Source organism: uncultured Phascolarctobacterium sp., assembly GCF_934190775.1.
In the GTDB taxonomy this organism is placed as follows: Bacteria; Bacillota; Negativicutes; order Acidaminococcales; family Acidaminococcaceae; genus Phascolarctobacterium_A.
The window spans coordinates 1-19249 of sequence record NZ_CAKPTG010000021.1; the positions used below are offsets into that span (position 1 = coordinate 1).

General features: G+C 47.0%; 12 protein-coding genes. All 12 read left to right on the forward strand.

The genetic code is table 11. The features are described 5' to 3' along the window. The first annotated feature begins 137 nt into the window (after positions 1–137). Entirely contained in the window at positions 138–809 is a 672-nt protein-coding gene (locus Q0G26_RS10070) for a hypothetical protein (RefSeq protein WP_293830320.1), read from the forward strand. 176 nt (positions 810–985) lie between these two features. Further along, on the forward strand, positions 986–1429 hold the full coding sequence (locus Q0G26_RS10075; RefSeq protein WP_293830322.1) for a hypothetical protein: 444 nt from the start codon (positions 986–988) through the stop codon (positions 1427–1429). A gap of 10 nt (positions 1430–1439) precedes the next feature. Then, positions 1440–2738 (forward strand): glutathionylspermidine synthase family protein, encoded by a 1299-nt coding sequence (locus Q0G26_RS10080; protein ID WP_293830324.1) that lies wholly within the window; start codon positions 1440–1442, stop codon positions 2736–2738. A 20-nt stretch (positions 2739–2758) separates the two neighbouring features. After that, the gene (locus Q0G26_RS10085; RefSeq protein WP_293830326.1) at positions 2759–3640 is read left to right on the forward strand and encodes a LysR family transcriptional regulator; all 882 of its coding nucleotides are present in this window, start codon (positions 2759–2761) and stop codon (positions 3638–3640) included. A gap of 344 nt (positions 3641–3984) precedes the next feature. Continuing rightward, on the forward strand, positions 3985–5436 hold the full coding sequence (gene nhaC, locus Q0G26_RS10090) for a Na+/H+ antiporter NhaC (protein ID WP_293830328.1): 1452 nt from the start codon (positions 3985–3987) through the stop codon (positions 5434–5436). A 71-nt stretch (positions 5437–5507) separates the two neighbouring features. After that, positions 5508–6665 carry a beta-aspartyl-peptidase gene (gene iadA, locus Q0G26_RS10095; RefSeq protein WP_293830329.1) on the forward strand — a complete coding sequence of 386 codons (1158 nt, stop codon included), beginning with the start codon at positions 5508–5510 and terminating at the stop codon, positions 6663–6665. A 313-nt stretch (positions 6666–6978) separates the two neighbouring features. Beyond that, positions 6979–10791, forward strand: coding sequence for a DNA-directed RNA polymerase subunit beta (rpoB, locus tag Q0G26_RS10100; protein ID WP_293830331.1), 3813 nt, complete (start codon positions 6979–6981; stop codon positions 10789–10791). 20 nt (positions 10792–10811) lie between these two features. After that, positions 10812–14936, forward strand: coding sequence for a DNA-directed RNA polymerase subunit beta' (rpoC, locus tag Q0G26_RS10105; RefSeq protein ID WP_293830333.1), 4125 nt, complete (start codon positions 10812–10814; stop codon positions 14934–14936). A 67-nt stretch (positions 14937–15003) separates the two neighbouring features. Further along, on the forward strand, positions 15004–15396 hold the full coding sequence (locus Q0G26_RS10110; RefSeq protein WP_021720950.1) for a hypothetical protein: 393 nt from the start codon (positions 15004–15006) through the stop codon (positions 15394–15396). 109 nt (positions 15397–15505) lie between these two features. Next, on the forward strand, positions 15506–16171 hold the full coding sequence (locus Q0G26_RS10115; protein WP_293830336.1) for a response regulator transcription factor: 666 nt from the start codon (positions 15506–15508) through the stop codon (positions 16169–16171). Next, positions 16161–17444 (forward strand): HAMP domain-containing sensor histidine kinase, encoded by a 1284-nt coding sequence (locus Q0G26_RS10120; RefSeq protein ID WP_293830338.1) that lies wholly within the window; start codon positions 16161–16163, stop codon positions 17442–17444. Before Q0G26_RS10115 ends, Q0G26_RS10120 begins: the two co-directional genes overlap by 11 nt. A 148-nt stretch (positions 17445–17592) precedes the next feature. Beyond that, on the forward strand, positions 17593–19182 hold the full coding sequence (locus tag Q0G26_RS10125; protein ID WP_293830339.1) for a glycosyltransferase family 39 protein: 1590 nt from the start codon (positions 17593–17595) through the stop codon (positions 19180–19182). The last annotated feature ends 67 nt before the right edge of the window (positions 19183–19249 follow it).

The following is a 19249-nucleotide window of genomic DNA, read 5'->3' on the forward strand; positions in this document are numbered from 1 at the left end:
AGTTGTAAAGAGTAATTTTACAGATTTCAGGGTGCTAAATTATTAAAAACCCCAAAACTTGACAAAGAACCAGTTTTTTGATTTTCTGTCTCAAAGAATATATAATATTTGCAACGGAACCGGGAGGCGAGTAGAGGATGCAAGTTAATTATCAAGGCAATCGCGACGCAAAAATAGTCTTGCTTCAAATAATAGGAGAACACGAGTTGTCGTTTATCGAAGAGGAGCTTTCCCATATAAAAGCCATAACGCATAGTACAGATTTTTTGTTTATTACAGTGCAGGTTGATAGCTGGAATGACGACCTTTCGCCATGGATGGCAGCGCCGATTTTTGGAGATGATGCCTTTGCTGGCAATGCAGAAAAACTTCTAACACGTATAAAAAATGAAGTAATTGTTCCGTTATTAAGTGAGCATCAAGGTATAAAGATTTTTGCAGGCGGCTATTCCTTAGCCGGATTATTTGTATTGTGGGCAGCTTATCAAACAAATTTATTCGAAGGTATAGCAGCAGTATCTCCGTCTGTGTGGTTTCCTAAATTTGTTGATTTTGTGCATAACAACAAAATATTAACCAATAGAGTCTATTTAAGTCTTGGTGATAAGGAGGCAAAGACACGTAACCCAATAATGGCACAGGTGGCAAATGATATTCGTGATGTGTATCGCTCATTGGAAGATTATAGGTTGAGTAGTATTCTTGTTTGGAACCAGGGAAATCATTTTAAGGAACCTGCTTTGCGTATGGCAAAAGGTTTTGCTTGGTTGATGAACAATGAAAAGATTCACTCATATGAATACCAATAGATTGTTGATTCGTCTGCAATCCAACTCCCGATGCACATAGGTGTGTCGGGAGTTTTTTGATTATATGGATTAACTTTCTTTAGAGTACAATTTGCTGTCTGCATATGCTATAATATAAAAGATGACATACTATATTACTGTGATAAAATGATTGAGTTTTTATAAAGGAGTTTCATATGCTTACAGATGAAAAACGTAAAAAGCTTTTAGCTGGTACGCTGATAGCAGTAATGCTGACTGGTGTTGCCGGTTGTGGCAGCAATAAAGACAGTGAGTGGAGGAATGATAATTCTGCTCAGAATAATCAAGATGAAAAGAAGGATGAAAATAACGGCGGCGGCTTTTTTTATGGCTTCTTTCCTTGGTTCTTTATCGGCCGCACCTTTGGTGTCGGCCCTGCAGCAGGCGTGCGCACTGCGCCTGCTGCTAATACAAAGCAGAATACTGCCACCGCAGGCTCGGCTAATGCTAAGGACAGCGGTAATGCTCCTAACGGAGCCTCTGTGCAGCAGGGAACTACAGGAAGCACGCAAAATTCCAAGCTGGGCAGCACAGGCAGCTCTGGTAAAAGCGGCATCGGTAGCGGCATGAGCCGCTCCAGCGGTAGCGCAATCTCCTGAGGTGATGAAGATGTATAAATATCGTAAGCCTGATACCTGGCTTGATAAAATTGATTTGAATATTATGCCGTATGTGGATGCGCCAGAGTGGGAAAACCGCTATCCTACGCTCAGTGCGCTGCTTATGAGCAGCGCGAATAAGCGTGAGCTGCAGCGCATCAGTACCGGCCTCTCAGCAGCACTGTCCCGCCTGGCAGATGCTTTGCGTAACAATAATAATGGCGCAATGCCCTTTAACCTGTTTAATATGACGGATAAACTCACGCCGTATATCCTTGCGGATAACTCAGATCATGTGAGCTATATCAGCCGTCTTGACTTTGTAAAGAATACCGACGGCTGCTATAAACTAGTAGAAATAAATTCGGATACACCCTGCGCTTTGCCTGAAACCTTTTATGCCAACAAGGTTGCGGAAGCATATTTTGCTAAGGGATACGGCCTGCATTTGCAGCCACGTTCTGACGGCGAGGAGCTGGCGGAGCCTTTCTTAAAGCTGTTGGAGCAGGCTAAGTATGCAGATAAGGATGTAGTGCGCATAGCCTTTGCTGCTGATAAAAGCTACAGCGAGGACTGGGCTAATGCCAAATTCTTATTTGAGCGCGTGCAGAAGGTGCTGCGTGAACGCATTTTGAGCAGGCAGCCCTTTATCTGTCGTCTTGTCGGCTTAGATGAGCTGATTGTACATGATGACGGAGTGTACATTCCCAATGAAATCTTCAAAAACAAGGAAGATAAGCTTGATATCCTCTATCGTCTGCATCCACTGGAGCTTTTGATGGATGATGAAAGTGAAGATGGTTATCCGGTGGGTTTAAAACTCATGGAGCTGGCTAATTTTGGCGCAGTTGATTTGGTTAATCCGGTGAAATCTATTGTGCTGCAGAATAAAGCTCTTTTGGCATTGGCCTGGTATTTATATCAGCACCGCTTGTTCTGGACACCGCAGGAGGAAGAGCTTATAGCTGCGCATTTAACGCCAACATATTTGGACAGCAAGCCGCTGGCAGGACAGCGTTATATCAAAAAGCCTATTTTTGGGCGTGAGGGTGCAGGCATTGCTATTGTAGAGTCTGATGGTGCGCTGAGCTACGAGGCAGAGGAATGTGATGACTGTGATTTGATTTACCAACAGTTTGTGCCTTCGGCTGATGTACAGCAGGAGACGGACAATGGTGAGGTAACCGGTAAATATACGTATTCCTGCTTTGTGATTAATGGTAAAGCATCAGAAACCTTTGTGCGTTTACAGCCAGGTGAAATTACCGGCGTAGAAGCATATTTTGTACCTGTTCTTGATGAAAAATAAGAATTTGAGGAATATCCGAAATGAATATCCAAGTATATCAATCTTTTTTGACTGTTGTACAGTGCCGCAGCTTTACGCAGGCAGCGAAATATCTTAACTTTACCCAGCCTACAATCAGCAATCATATCAACGCGCTGGAAGAGGAATATGGCGTCATTCTTTTTACCAGAGATGGCAAGAATGTTTATCTGACGCAGGCCGGTAAAAATTTTGTGCCGATAGCACAGCAGCTGATGGCTGATTATCAGAAAAGCCAGGAGGTAATGCGCCAGTTTCAGAAGAAGAATTACAGCTTAAAAATCGGCGTTTCTACTCAGGGCATAAACTTTTACCTTTTACCCGTACTGCTGAAGCTCAAAAAAGAATTTCCCGAGCTTGATATAGAGGTTAACCGCTGTATGACGGTAGAATCGACGATAAACGATGCCTTTGTGCAAAAGCTGTATGATTTTGCCTTTGTACATATTGATGTGCAGCCATTATATACTAAGCGTGTGCAGCTTTGGAACCAGCCGATGGTTTTTGTAACGTCCAAAGAACTGTATGAGCAGATGGGCAGAAATAATAGTATTTATGATTATCCGTTTATTGCTTATCCTGCAAGCGAGGTATACTATAAGCATCTGAAATCTAAGGTCGACTTTACACGTCTGCAAAGCGTTCTGACCTTCAGCGATTCGGAATCCGTACTGATGGCAGTGGAGCAGAATCTGGGCATAGCGTTGACGCCGCGAATCAAGGTGAGAAAAGAACTGGAGCAGGGGACGCTTATTGAATTCCCGGCAAAGTATTCAGGAAATATGCCAATCTCGGTTCTTTATGATTATGAATTTAACTTTACCTTGCCAACAAAGCGCTTTTTGGAGCTTTTAAAAGAGTCGCAGGAAAAGATCAAGGGCTAATTTACTTTCTATTGCTTATATAAGCAAAAATTATCAAAGTCTCATGATAACCAAAAAACTCTTATAAGAAATTCAACAAAGGACTTCTTCAGCATATTTGAAGAAGTCCTAAATTTTTAGTATAAAATAGTGTGTATTTAAGCAAATGTCTACGAAATATACTACAAATCTTGTATACAAAATACAAAACGCCTCTAAAAACGCTTATGTATACAAGAAAAAATCCAATAAGTATAGATAAAGAAAACTATTGAGCTAATTAAGTTATAATGATAAAATTTTTATAGATGACGTTGATGTCGCTAAATTAAGCCGGCTAGATGACCGGCAGAAACGAGGGTATTATGTCAAAGGATATGCAAAAAACTGAAGAAAAAACAAATAAGCGTATGCCAACCTTTACGGAATCTATTATTCCTATTATTGCTATGATGGTTATTCTGACTGTCGGCAAAGGTTATCTGGGTTACGCAACTGAGCCGCTGCTGCTTTTGGTAGCTGCTATTGCCGGCCTGATTGCCTACCGCGTTGGTGTTACCTGGGATGAAATGATGGATGAAATCTGCCAGAAGATTGCTAAAGGCATGCCGGCAATTTTGATCCTGACCTGCGTTGGTGCGCTGGTTGGTACCTGGATGGCTTCCGGTACTATCCCGATGATGATTTATTATGGCGTGCAGATTGTAAACCCGACCTTCATGCTGGTAACTGCGTTCCTGATTACCGCAGTTGTATCTATTGTAACCGGTACCTCCTGGGGCTCTGTTGCTACCATGGGTGTTGCACTGATGGGTATCGCCAGCACTCTGGGTGTAAACCTGGCAGCTACTGCTGGTGCTGTAATCGCCGGTTCCTATTTTGGTGATAAAATCTCCCCGCTGTCCGATACCACTAACCTGGCACCGGTTGCAGCTGGTTCTACTCTTTATGAACACATTGCTCATATGTTCTGGACTACTGTTCCGGCAACTATTATTTCTCTGGTTGTTTATGCTTTTGTAGGCTTAAAGGGCAATATCGGCGGTGATGTTTCTTCCGAAGCAGTAAGCACTATGCTGACTCAACTGGATGGCATGTATAACTTCAACATTCTGCTGATTCTGCCTGTACTGCTGATTCTGGCAGGCTCTATCTTTAAGAAACCGACTCTGCCGGTTATGATGGCTTCCACTGTTCTGGCAGGCGCTGAAGCATTGATTTTCCAAAACATCAACCTGAAAAATCTGCTTTTGGCTACCGTAAAAGGCTTCAAAATTTCCATGCTGACCACTCCTGGCTTTGACCCGGCTACTGCTGCTCCGCAGATTATTAAGCTGTTGAACCGCGGCGGTATGGCTGAAATCATGGGCACCACTCTGTTGGTATTCTGCGCATTCTGCTTTGCAGGTATCATGAGCAAGGCAGGCTGCCTGGAAGTAGTTCTGCAAAAAATCCTGACCTTTGCTAAGAGCACTGGTGATCTGATTGCTTCCACCGTTGCTTCCTGCATTACCATGGGCCTGTGCACCGGTAACTCCTACCTGTCCATTCTGATTCCCGGTGAAATGTTCCGTGATGCTTATAAAGCAAGAGGTCTTGCTGCGAAGAACCTGTCCCGTACACTGGAAGATGCAGGTACCGTATTTGTACCGTTGGTTCCCTGGTCTGCAGCAGGTGCTTATATGACGGCCTGCACCGGTATTGAAACTTTGGATTATGCTCCGTGGGCAATTCTCTGCTACACCGGCTTCATTATCGCTCTGTTCTATGGCTACACCGGTATTGGTATTGCTAAGCTGGAAGACGAAAAGAAATAAGCTGGCTGTGCAAGCAGGCTGGCAGTACTGAGCAGCTGCTTAGTACACAATGAAAGGAAAAGTGACAAATTTTGATTAAGTTAATTAGAAACGCTGACGTTTATGCACCTGCTCATCTTGGTAAAAAAGATGTGCTGGTTATTGCAGATAAGGTAGTGCGTATTGCTGATAAAATTGAAGGCTACGAAGGCATGCCTGAAGTAGAGGTATTTGATTTTAGCGGCAAAAAGCTGCTGCCCGGTTATATTGATATGCATATGCACATCACCGGCGGCGGCGGCGAGCAGGGTCCTGCTTCCCGCGTACCTGAAGCAATGCTCAGCCAGATTACCAGCTGCGGCATTACCACTGTGCTGGGCCTGCTGGGCACAGACGGTGTAACCAGAAGCGTAGAAAACCTGGTTGCCAAAGCACGTGCACTGACGGAAGAAGGCATTACCGCCTACTGCCTGACCGGTGCTTACGGAATTCCTTCGCCGACTATTACCGGTTCCATTGAAAAGGATATCATGATGGTTCCGCCGATTATCGGTACCAAGATTGCTGTCAGCGATCATCGCAGCTCTAATCCGCAGGGACCGGAGCTGATCGAGGTTGCTACTGCAACCCGTCGTGGTGGCCTGCTGGCTAATGTTGCCGGCCTGGTAACTATGCATATGGGTTCAGGTGTTGGTAAGCTGGATCCGCTGTTCTATGCATTGGATCATTCCGATGTTCCTGCCAAAAACTTCCTGCCGACTCATATGCTGCGTACGCATGAGCTGATGGAAGAGGGTGCAAAGCTTGTACGTCGTGGTGGTTACTTTGACATGACTGCCGGCAGCACTGATGAGGATATGGAAATCGGCGCAGAGCAGATTATGGAAATTCTGAGCTGGGAGGGTATGAGCACTGACCATCTGACTATGAGCAGTGATGCCTTCGGTTCCCAACCTAAGTTCAATGAAAATGGTGACTGCATTGGTCTCACCTACTGCTCTCCTAAATATCTGCATCTGACTATCAAGAGTCTGGTACGTCGTGGCCTGCCGCTTGAAGAAGCTATCAAGCTGCTGACCTCTACACCTGCTGAGCTGTTGGGCAAGACCGGTGTTAAGGGCTGCGTTGCTGTTGGCGCGGACGCTGACCTGCTGGTGCTTGATGAAAACCTGGATATTGACGCATTGTTTGCTAAAGGCCAGGTAGCTTTGCTGGATAAAGAGATTGTACTTAAAGGACGTTTTGAATAAGACGTGGCTATAAAGTTACAGACACCCATGCAAATGGTGTGTCTGTAATTTTTTTGAGTTAAATCTTGACAGCTTGCAAAATTTATGATAACATATCATACTACATCATTATTATTTTTGCAGGTGTAAATTTTGACAACAAATACTGCCGGGTCAGTGGTTGAACGGCGTATCTTGCTTATAATGAAAGATGAGGCTGCTCATCGAAGACAACTGACAAGGTCCTTGTGGTAAGAACCTTGTTGTTTTTTTTGTCGGGAGTGATGCTGCCAAGTTTAGTATGCTGATAATACAAGAAGGGGTGAGGAATTACATGTTTAAACCGGTTCCAGTAGGTGATAGGACTCGGTATAGTTATGCGAGAATCAATGAAATTCTGGCTATGCCGCATTTGATTGATATCCAGAGAAAGTCCTATGAGTGGTTCATTCAGAAGGGCCTCATGGAGATTCTGCATGACATTTCTCCTATTAAAGACTTTGCAGGCAATCTGGAGCTTTACTTCGAAAGCTTTGAATTAGGAGCTCCTAAATATAGCGTTGAAGAGTGCAAGGAGAGAGATGAGTCTTATTCTGCACCTATGAACGTAAAAGCTCGTCTCGTTTTCAAAGGTGAACTTGACGAGATGAAAGAATCCTCTGTGTTTATGGGTGACTTCCCGCTGATGACTGATACCGGTACCTTTGTTATCAATGGTGCTGAACGTGTTATAGTCAGCCAGCTGGTGCGTTCTCCTGGCGTTTACTATAGTGTAACTATGGATCCGAGCGGCAAAAAGATTTATGGTACTACCGTAATTCCTAACCGTGGCGCTTGGATTGAATATGAAACTGATATCAATGATATCATCTCTGCTCGTGTAGACCGTACCCGTAAGGTTCCGGCAACAGTGCTGCTGCGTGCTTTAGGCTTATCCTCTAATGATGAGATCCTGGCTTGCTTCGGCAATCATCCTGCATTGCTGGCTACCCTGGAGAAGGATACCACTACCAACAGAGATGAGGCAATGCTGGAGCTTTACAGAAAGCTGCGTCCCGGCGAGCCTGTTATCCTGGAAAATGCTGTACAGCTGATCGAGAATACCTTCTTCGACAGCAAGCGTTACGATTTGGCTAATGTTGGCCGTTATAAGCTCAACAAGAAGCTTGGCTGGCGCAACCGTTTGAGCGGTACTGTACTGGCTGAACCTATTGTTAATGAAGAAACTGGTGAAATCATCCTGCCGGAAGGCACTAAGATGACCGACGAAAATCTGGATAAGATTGAAGAGAGCGGTGTCTACAGTGAACGTGGCCTGCGTGCTGTTAAGGTTAAAAATCATGAAGCAGATATGCTGCTGATGTTTACCACTGGCATTGATGCAAAACTGCATACAGTTACCCAAGAGGATGTATTTACCTCCTTTAACTATCTGCTGAACCTGATGGATGGCCATGGTACCGGCGATGATATTGACCATCTGGGCAACCGTCGTGTACGTTGCGTTGGCGAATTGCTGCAAAACCAGTTCCGTATCGGCTTGTCCCGTATGGAACGCGTTGTTAAAGAACGCATGACAATTCAGGACAATGAGGCTATTACTCCGCAGGCACTGATTAACATCCGTCCTGTAGTTGCTGCTATTAAGGAATTCTTCGGCAGCAGCCAGCTGTCCCAGTTTATGGACCAGAACAACCCGCTGGCAGAGCTGACTCATAAACGTCGTCTGTCTGCCCTTGGCCCTGGCGGTCTGTCCCGTGAGCGTGCAGGCTACGAAGTCCGCGACGTACACAACTCCCACTATGGCCGTATGTGTCCTATCGAGACGCCTGAAGGTCCTAACATCGGTTTGATCGGTTCCTTGTCTACCTATGCTGTTATCAATGAATACGGCTTCATGGAAACCCCGTACCGTGTTGTTGATAAAGCAAATAAACGTGTAACTGAAGAAATCAGATACATGACTGCTGATGAAGAAGATAAATATATCGTAGCACAGGCCAACGAACCGTTGGATGATGATGGCTACTTTATGGGCGAGCGTGTAACTGCCCGTGCTAAGGATGATGTCCTGTCTATTACTCCTGATAAAGTAGACCTGATGGACGTTTCTCCTAAACAGGTAGTATCTATCGCAACTGCACTGATTCCGTTCTTGGAAAACGATGACGCTAACCGTGCTCTGATGGGTGCGAACATGCAGCGTCAGGCTGTACCTCTGCTTTGTACTCAGGCTCCGATTATCGGTACCGGTATGGAATACAAGGTTGCTTCTGACTCCGGTGTCTGCGTCCTGGCTAAACGTGCCGGCGAGGTTATCCGCGTAGTAGGCAACGAAATCCGTGTACGTGCTGAAAATGGCGAGGTAGATGTATATCCGCTGCTGAAATTCAAACGTTCTAACCAAGGTACCTGCGTTAACCAGCGTCCTATCGTCTTCAAAGGCGACAAGGTTGTTGAAAAGCAGATTCTGGCAGATGGTCCGGCTACCGATCACGGCGAGCTGGCTTTAGGCCACAACGTTATCGTTGCTTATATGCCTTGGGAAGGCTATAACTACGAGGATGCTGTTCTGCTGAACGAAGACCTGGTAAAGGCTGATATCTTTACTTCTATCCATATTGAAGAATATGACTGTGATGCCCGCGATACCAAGCTTGGTAAAGAGGAAATCACCCGCGAGATTCCTAACGTATCTGACGAAGCTCTGAAGGATCTGGACGAACGTGGCATTATCCGCATTGGTGCAGAAGTACGTCCTGGCGATATTCTGGTAGGTAAGGTTACTCCGAAAGGCGAAACCGAGCTGACTGCTGAAGAACGTCTGCTGCGTGCTATCTTTGGTGAAAAAGCACGTGAGGTACGTGACAGCTCCCTGCGTGTACCGCACGGTGAAGCTGGTAAGATTGTCAGCGTTAAGGTATTCAGCCGTGAAAACGGCGATGATCTGCCGCCGGGAGTAAACGAGCAGGTTCGTGTACATATTGCCCAAAAACGTAAGATCTCCGAAGGCGATAAGATGGCAGGTCGTCATGGTAACAAGGGTGTCGTTTCCCGCATCATGGCGCGCGAGGATATGCCGTTCCTGCCTACCGGCGAACCGGTACATATCGTACTGAATCCGCTGGGCGTACCTTCCCGTATGAACATCGGACAGGTACTTGAGAACCATCTGGGTTGGGCAGCACGTGCTTTGGGTATGGAAATTGATACCACTAACCTGGCAGCTAAGCTGAACGCAGTTGAAAAGACTGGCGCAGCAGAAGGTACTCCGGAATTTGAAGCAGCTTATAAGGAAGAGCTTGCTAATTCCGAAACCGCTAAGAAATTAGAGCATTACGGCTACGATTATGAAAAATATGGTATGCCGGAAACTGTTGAAATTGATAAATTCGGTGGCAAGAGCGTAAAAGCAGTACAGATTTCTGTACCTGTATTCGACGGTGCGCATGAGCAGGATATTGCTGATGCCCTAGAGCTTGCAGGCATTGATAAGACTGCTAAGACTACTCTGTATGATGGTCGTACCGGTGAGCCCTTCGATAACCCTGTTACCGTTGGTCTGACCTATTACCTCAAGCTTCACCATTTGGTTGATGATAAAATCCATGCACGCAGCACCGGCCCGTACTCCCTGGTTACCCAGCAGCCGTTGGGTGGTAAGGCACAGTTCGGCGGCCAGAGATTTGGTGAGATGGAAGTTTGGGCGCTGGAAGCATACGGCGCTGCTTACACCCTGCAGGAAATCCTGACTGTAAAGTCCGATGACGTTGTTGGACGTGTTAAGACCTACGAAGCAATCGTTAAAGGCGAGAATGTACCTGATCCTGGCATTCCTGAATCCTTCAAGGTACTTGTTAAGGAGCTGCAGTCTATCGGCCTGGATATCAAGGTTCTCAACGAGGACGAGGAAGAGGTTTCCCTGCGTGACGATGATGATGAAGATATCGCAACCACCGCTCGCGAAATGGACATGGATATCAGCGGCCAGGTAATTGAAAATGCACCTGAAAAGCCTGTTGATGATTATGCTGATAATGACGCTACCGAGGATGTAAGTGACTCCGGGGACATCATTGCTGATATGGGTAATTTCACAATTACCGATAATCCCGACGGTGACTTAAATGATCCGGATAATATGTAAGAGAAGGGAGCGAATGATTCTTGATCGACGTAAATAATTTTGTGTCTATGCGTATCGGTTTGGCCTCTCCTGACCAGATTAGAGCCTGGTCTTACGGTGAGGTAAAAAAACCCGAAACCATCAATTATAGAACCCTGAAGCCGGAACGAGATGGCCTGTTCTGCGAAAGAATCTTTGGCCCTACTAAGGATTGGGAGTGTCATTGCGGCAAATATAAACGCATCCGTTATAAGGGTATTGTCTGCGATAAGTGCGGCGTTGAAGTAACCCGCAGCAAGGTTCGTCGTGACCGTATGGGCCACATTGAGCTGGCTGCGCCGGTTTCCCACATCTGGTACTTCAAGGGTATCCCTAGCCGTATGGGCTTGATGCTGGACATTTCTCCGAAAAGCCTGGAGCAGGTTCTGTATTTTGCTAAATTCATCGTTCTTGATCCTGGTGAAGGCACTGACTTGGTTAAAGGTCAGCTGCTGACTGAGCCTGAGTATATGGAAAAGCGCGATAAATATCCTGAAGCAGGTATCCGTGTAGGCATGGGTGCTCAGGCTATTAAAGAGCTGCTGCAAGCTATTGATCTGGAAGCTTTGACAGAGCAATTGCGCCATGATATGAAGGAGCTGAGCGGTCAGCGTCGTGTACGCGCTATCCGTCGTCTGGAAGTTGCTGAAGCTTTCCTGAAATCCGGTAACCGTCCGGAATGGATGATTATGGATGTAGTACCGGTTATTCCGCCTGAGCTGCGCCCGATGGTACAGCTGGACGGTGGCCGTTTTGCTACCTCCGATTTGAATGATTTATATCGCCGCGTTATCAACCGTAACAACCGTTTGAACCGTTTACTGGAGCTGCATGCGCCTGATATCATTGTCCGCAATGAAAAACGTATGCTGCAGGAAGCAGTAGATGCTTTGATCGACAATGGTCGTCGCGGTCGTCCGGTTACCGGTCCTGGCAACCGCCCGCTGAAATCCTTGTCTGATATGCTCAAAGGTAAACAGGGCCGTTTCCGTCAGAACCTGTTAGGTAAACGTGTTGACTATTCCGGCCGTTCCGTAATCGTAGTAGGTCCTGAGCTGAAAATGCATCAGTGCGGCCTGCCGAAGGAAATGGCTTTGGAGCTGTTCAAACCCTTCGTTATGAAGCGTTTGGTAAACAGTGGTGAAGCAAGCAATATCAAGAGCGCTAAGCGCATGGTAGAGCGTGCTACCAATGCAGTATGGGACGTTCTGGAAGAGGTAATCAAGGAGCATCCGGTACTGCTGAACCGTGCGCCGACTCTGCATAGACTGGGTATTCAGGCCTTCGAGCCTATCCTGTCTGAAGGCCGTGCTATTAAGCTGCATCCTCTGGTATGTACCGCTTATAACGCCGACTTCGACGGTGACCAGATGGCTGTCCATCTGCCGCTTTCCGTTGAGGCTCAGGCTGAAGCACGTATGCTGATGATGTCTGTAAACAATATTCTGGCACCGAAGGATGGCAAGCCTGTTGCTGTTCCTACCCAGGATATGGTTTTGGGCTCCTACTATCTGACTATCGTCAAGACCAGCAAGGATGATCCGAACATCAAGGGTGAAGGCAACCGCTATAGCAGCGTGGACGAGGCTCAACTGGCTTACTTCCACCAGGCTGTAGATCTGCAGGCAACCATTGAGGTTTATATTCCTAATAGCGAAATCTATGACGAAGAAAAGGGTGCAGCCGTTGGTGAAAGCGGTGTATCCCTGGTAGTTACAACTGTTGGTAACACTATTTTCAATGGCGAGCTGCCTCTGGAAATGCGTTACTATCATAAAGAAAAAGATCAGGTTGTTGAAAAGCATCTTGATGCTGAAGGCAACGTTGTGGAAGAAACCGTTGAGGTTGAACGTTGGCACCTTGGCAAGCTGATTGACAAAAAAGAATTGGGCAAACTCGTTGCTAAAGCTCATAAGCTGTACGGCAACCTGCGTACTGCCGAGATTCTGGATATTGTTAAGAAGATGGGTTACGATAATGCTTGTAAATCCGGTATTTCTATCGCAACCTCCGATATTCAGATTCCTGCTGAAAAAGAAGTTATTCTGGAAGCAACAGAGCATGAGGTTGATAAGGTTGAGCGTCTCTTCCGTCGTGGTTTGATGAGTGATGACGAACGTTATCGTAAGGTAATCGACCTTTGGAATGATGCAACCGATAAAGTTACCGAAAAGCTGATGAAATCCACCATGAACAAGTTCAATCCTGTTTCCATGATGGCTGACTCCGGTGCCCGCGGTAACAAACAGCAGATTCGTCAGCTGGCTGGTATGCGTGGTTTGATGGCCGATCCTTCCGGTCGTATCATTGACCGTCCTATCAAATCCAACTTCCGTGAAGGCCTGACCATTTTGGAATACTTCATTTCTTCTCATGGTGCTCGTAAAGGCTTGGCCGATACCGCTCTGCGTACTGCTGACTCCGGTTACCTGACTCGTCGTCTGGTTGACGTTGCACAGGACGTAATCGTACGTGAGGACGATTGCGATATTGTAGGTATGAACCTGGTTAAGGAACGTAGCCGTCTGAGCAAGGCTGTTCTTGGTGCAAGCCAGAACAAAATCCGCGAAAAGGTTATGGGCCGCACCCTGGCATCCGGCGTACTTGACGCAGAAGGCAACCTGATTGCAGAAGCAGATACCAACATCACTGAAGAGCTTTTTGCTAAACTCAATGATGCTAAGATTGAAGAGATTAATCTCTATTCTGATGAAGATATGAATGGTGAGGACATTGAAACTGTCCGCATCAACATCAGCGATACCTTTGCACATAATGTGCTGAAGGAAGCTATGATGCATAACTTCAACAATAAAGAGGTAGCAGCTGATATTGTTAACGGTGCAGGCGAAGTGCTGGCACATACCGGCGACACCATGACTGAGGACATTATCAACGCTATTCTGGCTGACGGTACTGTTAAGGAAATGCGTATCCGCAACAACGAAATTGCCGGCATTGAGGTTGAGGCAATTACCGAAGGCAAGAAAGAGAAAACTATCATTGAAACATTGCATGACCGTATCATTGGCCGTAACCTGGCTGAGGATATTCTGGATGAAAATGGTGAAATTCTCTATCATATCAATGAATATGTTACTGAGCCTATGGCAGAACGCATCTGCCAGCTGCGTGAAAAGGTTAAGATTCGCAGCGTACTGACCTGTAAGGCTAAATTCGGCGTTTGCCGCAAGTGCTATGGCCGCAACCTGGCAACCGGCAAGAACGTTGATGTAGGTGAAGCAGTCGGCACTATCGCTGCACAGTCCATCGGTGAACCTGGTACTCAGCTGACCATGCGTACCTTCCATACCGGCGGTGTTGCAGGTGCTGATGATATTACCCAAGGTCTGCCGCGTGTCGAGGAACTGTTCGAAGCACGTAAGCCGAAGCATCCTGGTATTTTGTCCGAGGTTTCCGGTCACGTACATATTACCCAGGAAGGCAACAGCCGCAAGGTAACTGTAATGGCACTGGACGGCGAAAACCAGGAATATCAGATTCCTTATGGTGCTAAGCTGTCTGTTGTTGAGGGCGAGGAAATCGCTAAGGGCGACCGTCTGACTGAAGGTTCTCTTAACCCGCATGACGTACTGCGTATCAGCGGCGTTAAAGCTACCCAGAACTATCTGGTATCTCAGGTAGTTGGCGTTTATAAGTCTCAGGGCGTAGATATCAACAGTAAGCACATCGAGGTTATGGTTCGTCAGATGATGCGCAAAATCCGCATCGAGGAATCCGGCGATACTACGATGCTGCCGGGTGAAGACGTTGATGTGGCAGAATTTGAAGATCAGAATACCGAGATGCTGGAAGCAGGCAAGGCTCCTGCAGAAGGCCGCGCTATTCTGCTTGGTATCACCAAAGCTTCTTTGGCTACCGATTCCTTCCTGTCCGCCGCTTCCTTCCAGGAAACCACTCGCGTGCTCACCGATGCCGCTATCAAAGGCAAGGTTGACCCGCTGCTGGGCCTGAAAGAAAACGTTATCATTGGTAAGCTGATTCCTGCTGGTACTGGCATGAGCCGTTACCGTGATATCAAAGTAAAATATAATGTTCCGATGCCGGAAGTTCAAACTGTTGAAGCTACTGAAGCTGAAGCAGAGGAAACTACTGATAAGGAATAACGTATAAGCAAGTGCGCCTCAAAGCCTTAGGCTCTGAGGCGCTTTGCTCTATGAGGAGAACGATTTTATGCTGATAAAAAAATTTCCTGTTCCCTGTCGCGTTGACTACGTGCCTTCTCCCTATGAGCCTGATGAGGATGGCGTGCAGGATGTTGGCTATTATAACGGCAAGCTGAGCGATGGCCGCGCCTATCGCCTGGAATGCTGGCGTATGGACGATATGCTTATGCTGACAGTAATGTTTTCTGACCAGTGCCTGGAAGGCTACAGACGCGATGATATGCCGCTTTTGCTGGAGCTGGAAGGCATTGTAAGCTTTACCGGCACCAGCCGTAAGCTGCAGGCTACGCGTACTGAAGACGACCGTGGGCAAGCTGTATGGGCCATTAATCTTATGCTGGCCAATAAAAAAGGCACGTATGCGGAAATTGTGCCGCCATTGAACAGATATATCATGTAAGACAATCGCTGCTGAAGGCAATGCCCTGGCAGCGATTTTTTTCAGCTTAAATTAACTTTACCGGCCTATACTGCATTGTGGTACAATAGCAGTAATGGAGGCGGAAGCAATGAAGATTTTATTAGCTGAGGATGATATAAATTTAGGCAAGCTTTTAAGCATGCTGCTGAAAAAGCAAAACATAACAGTGAACTGGGTGCAGGATGGCGAAGCGGCCTATGATGCGGTGTATGCCGACGGCTATGATGTGCTGGTGTTAGACTGGATGATGCCACGTTTGAGCGGTCTTGATCTGTGCAAGCGTCTGCGAGAGGAGGATTATCAGGGAAAAATATTGCTGCTGACGGCCAAGGATACGTTGGCGGATAAAGTACAAGGGTTAAACAGCGGTGCCGACGACTATCTGGTAAAGCCTTTCGAGCTGGAGGAGCTGGTGGCACGTCTGAACGCCCTTTGTCGCCGCCAGGGACAGTACAGCGCGGAAAAGCTGCGCTACGGTGCTTATACGCTGGAAAGCTCTACCTATTGCCTGGCATACGGTGAGCGTCGTGTAGAGCTGCGACCGCGTGAATTTAAGCTGCTGGAGCTGCTTTTGCGCAACCGTGGGCAGGTTATGCCGCGTGCGGTGCTGCAGGACCGTATCTGGGGCATTGACAGCGATGTGACGGAGAACAATCTTGATGTGCATATCCGTCTGTTGCGTAAAAAAATTATGGAGCTGAACGGCGAAGAGCTGATAAAAACGATGCGGGGCGTGGGCTATTATGTGGAATAAGCCTTTTGAAAAGCTGCGCCGACGCATGACCTGCTTATATGCGGCAATCTTCGGTGTTTTGATTTTGGTTATTGTGGCTGCTGCCTATACCTTTATCTGGTGGGAAATATTGGCGCACGAAAAGGAAAACCTTGTAGCGCAAATTTACCATGAGGGCGAAGAATGGGTAGAGTCGGAGGAGGCTCCCTGCTCCGAAGCAGCTATCCGCAGCGGGAAGATGCTTGCATACTTTGTGAATTCAGATGGCTCGAAGGTAATTTTAAACCAGCTTGGAACAGGCGAGGCGGGGCAGGCGCTGATGAGTCATAAAAATGATTGGCCGAAGGAGCTGAATACATCGCGTCTTTTGCGGATGCATGGAGTGAATGGTGAGCGTTATCGCTATCTTGCCGCAGTTGCTCCTGTTATTGACGGTGATAAGCAGGTTGGCAGGCTGTATATGTTCAAAAATATGGAGTTTTATTATCATGCGGCTTATAAAACATTATTTCTGCTGCTATGCATGGCGCTGGTGCTGTATTTTGCCGCCTGTTATTTCGGTTATTGGCTGGCAGGCCGCAATATCCGTCCTATAAGCAACATGTACGCTAAGCAGCAGCAGTTCACGGCAGATGCTTCGCATGAAATGCGCACGCCGCTTGCCGTTATGAAGCTGGCTGTGCAGGGACTGCAGGAGGATGAGGACAGCAGGCTGAGCGATTTTGCCAAAGAGTCTGTAGATATGCTGCAAAGCGAGTCGGAAAGACTTAGCCGTCTTACGGAAAATCTTATGACGTTGGCGCGCAGCGATGAGGATTTTCTTCCCGTGTATACGGCGCAGGTGGATATTACGGCGCTGTGTAAAAAGGTTGCGGCGCAGATGTCGCTTTTGGCAGCAGAAAAAAAGCTGCAGCTCAAGCAGGCAATAGGTGATAATCTGGTAATGCAGGGTGATGAAATGGCTTTATCACGCTTGCTGATTATACTTTTGGATAATGCTATGAAGTATTCGCCGCAGCAGACGACAATTACTCTGCGTGCCGCTAAGGTAAAAACTCATCTCGTACTGGAGGTACGCGACGAAGGCTGTGGCATCAGTGACGAGGATAAGCAGAAAATATTTGACCGCTTCTTCCGTGTGGACAAGGCGCGCAGCCGCAGTCAGGGTGGCCTGGGCTTAGGCTTATCGCTGGCCTTGGCGATTGTGCGTCAGCATGGCGGTAGCATTAAGGTTCTCGACAACAAGCCGTGGGGAACTGTCATGTATGTGAAGCTGCCGCTAGAGGCTAAGTAATGCTTTGGCTATATTAACCTGATATAATCTAAAGGCAAGATTAATTTAAGATGAATACCCCTTTCAGTAATCGTTAAGCAGAAGCGTTTATACTGTGCTTAATGAAAAGCAGAATGACAATATTCTGCTGCTGAAGGGGGATTTTTTTATGCCACGAAAATATTGGCTGCTGCTTTTTGCAGCTGCCGTAGTATTGCTTTTTGCGGGCAATGCCAGCCTCTTGATAACAGACAGCGTAGAATCTAATTACGCTTTGACGGCGAAGGAGATGGTGCTGAGCGGCGATTGGCTTTCACCGCAGATTTATGGTCATTATTGGTATGATAAGCCGATTTTCTTTTATTGGCTGACGGCGTTGGCTTATAAGCTGTTTGGCTTTACGGAATTTGCTTCGCGCTTCTTCCCGGCGTTGTTCGGTTTTGGCAGTGTAGCACTGCTGGCGTGGGGCGGCAGCAAGCTGGAAAATGCGCGTAGCGGCTTTTTCAGTGCGTTGGTGCTGCTGAGCAGTGTGGAATTTTTCCTGATCAGCAAGTCCGTGATTACGGACGCGGTGCTGTTCTTTTTCTTCAGTGCGACATTGCTGTTTTTCTATCTTGGCTATCGTGACGGCAGGGCGCGCTATTGGTATATTATGTATGCTGCAGCAGGCTTTGCGGTTTTGACCAAGGGACCGATTGGCGTGCTGCTGCCGGGATTGATTATTACGTTATTCCTGTTGTGGCAGCGTGATTGGCACGTACTGAAGCGCATGCATCTTGTAAGCGGCACACTGCTGTGTGCCGCGGTTGCTGTGCCTTGGTATGCTGTTATGTACAGCCTGCACGGCAGCGACTTCGTCAATACCTTCTTTGGCACGCACAACTTCCTGCGCGCAACGGTATCGGAGCATCCTCGTGATGATGTGTTTTATTATTATACGCTGGTGAATCTGCTGGCGCTGTTCCCTTGGAGCGGACTGATTCCCTGGGCGGTTTATAAATGGTGGCGGCAGGAACATCGCAAGCTGGGGGTGCAGCAAAAATTTTTACTGCTGTGGGCTTTGGTTGTTTTCGTTTTCTTCCAATGCATGGCAACGAAATATATCACCTATACATATCCGTTGCTCTTTCCGGCAAGCCTTTTGCTGGGAAGCATGCTGGCAAAATATACAGACTGCGTGGATGGTGGTTATATGTATTTTGTCGGCAGTGGCTTTGGCCTGCTGCTGATAGGTGCGTGGTTTGCAGTAAGTAATCAGCTTATAGCCTCTGAGCTGCTGTTCTTGCTGCCGTTGGCGCTGATTGTCGGCGTGATGCTGGATTATATCTTGCGCTTAGTGACGAGCGAGCGTGCCTGCAGTGTTGCAACCATGTCAGTAGTGTTTTATATCGCGCTTATTTTCAGCATTGCTGTGCCGCTTAGTGAGCAGCGCAGTGCGAAGGATTTGGGAGAGATGCTGACGGAAAATGATGTGCAAGTGGTAGGCTTATATGGCAAATATCCTACTTCTGCAGTTTTTTACAGCAGCAGTAAAATTGTCAAGCTGATGCATGAGCGTGAGGTTGCAGGCTATGTTCCCAAGGATTTTTCCTGGACCAGCAAAAATGTTATGCCTTATGCGACGCTGGAGCAGAATCCGTATCGTATTGTGGTGGTTACGCCCAAAAGCTATGATGGATTTATCACTCAGCAGAATAATAAATGGCAGGTTATTGATGCCGATAATAGCTGGATTATGCTGAGAATGAAAAAGGGATGAACTTAGATATTATTGTCTATATAACCGATAAGTGCCTGTGACGTGATGTTGCAGGCACTTTTAGTAG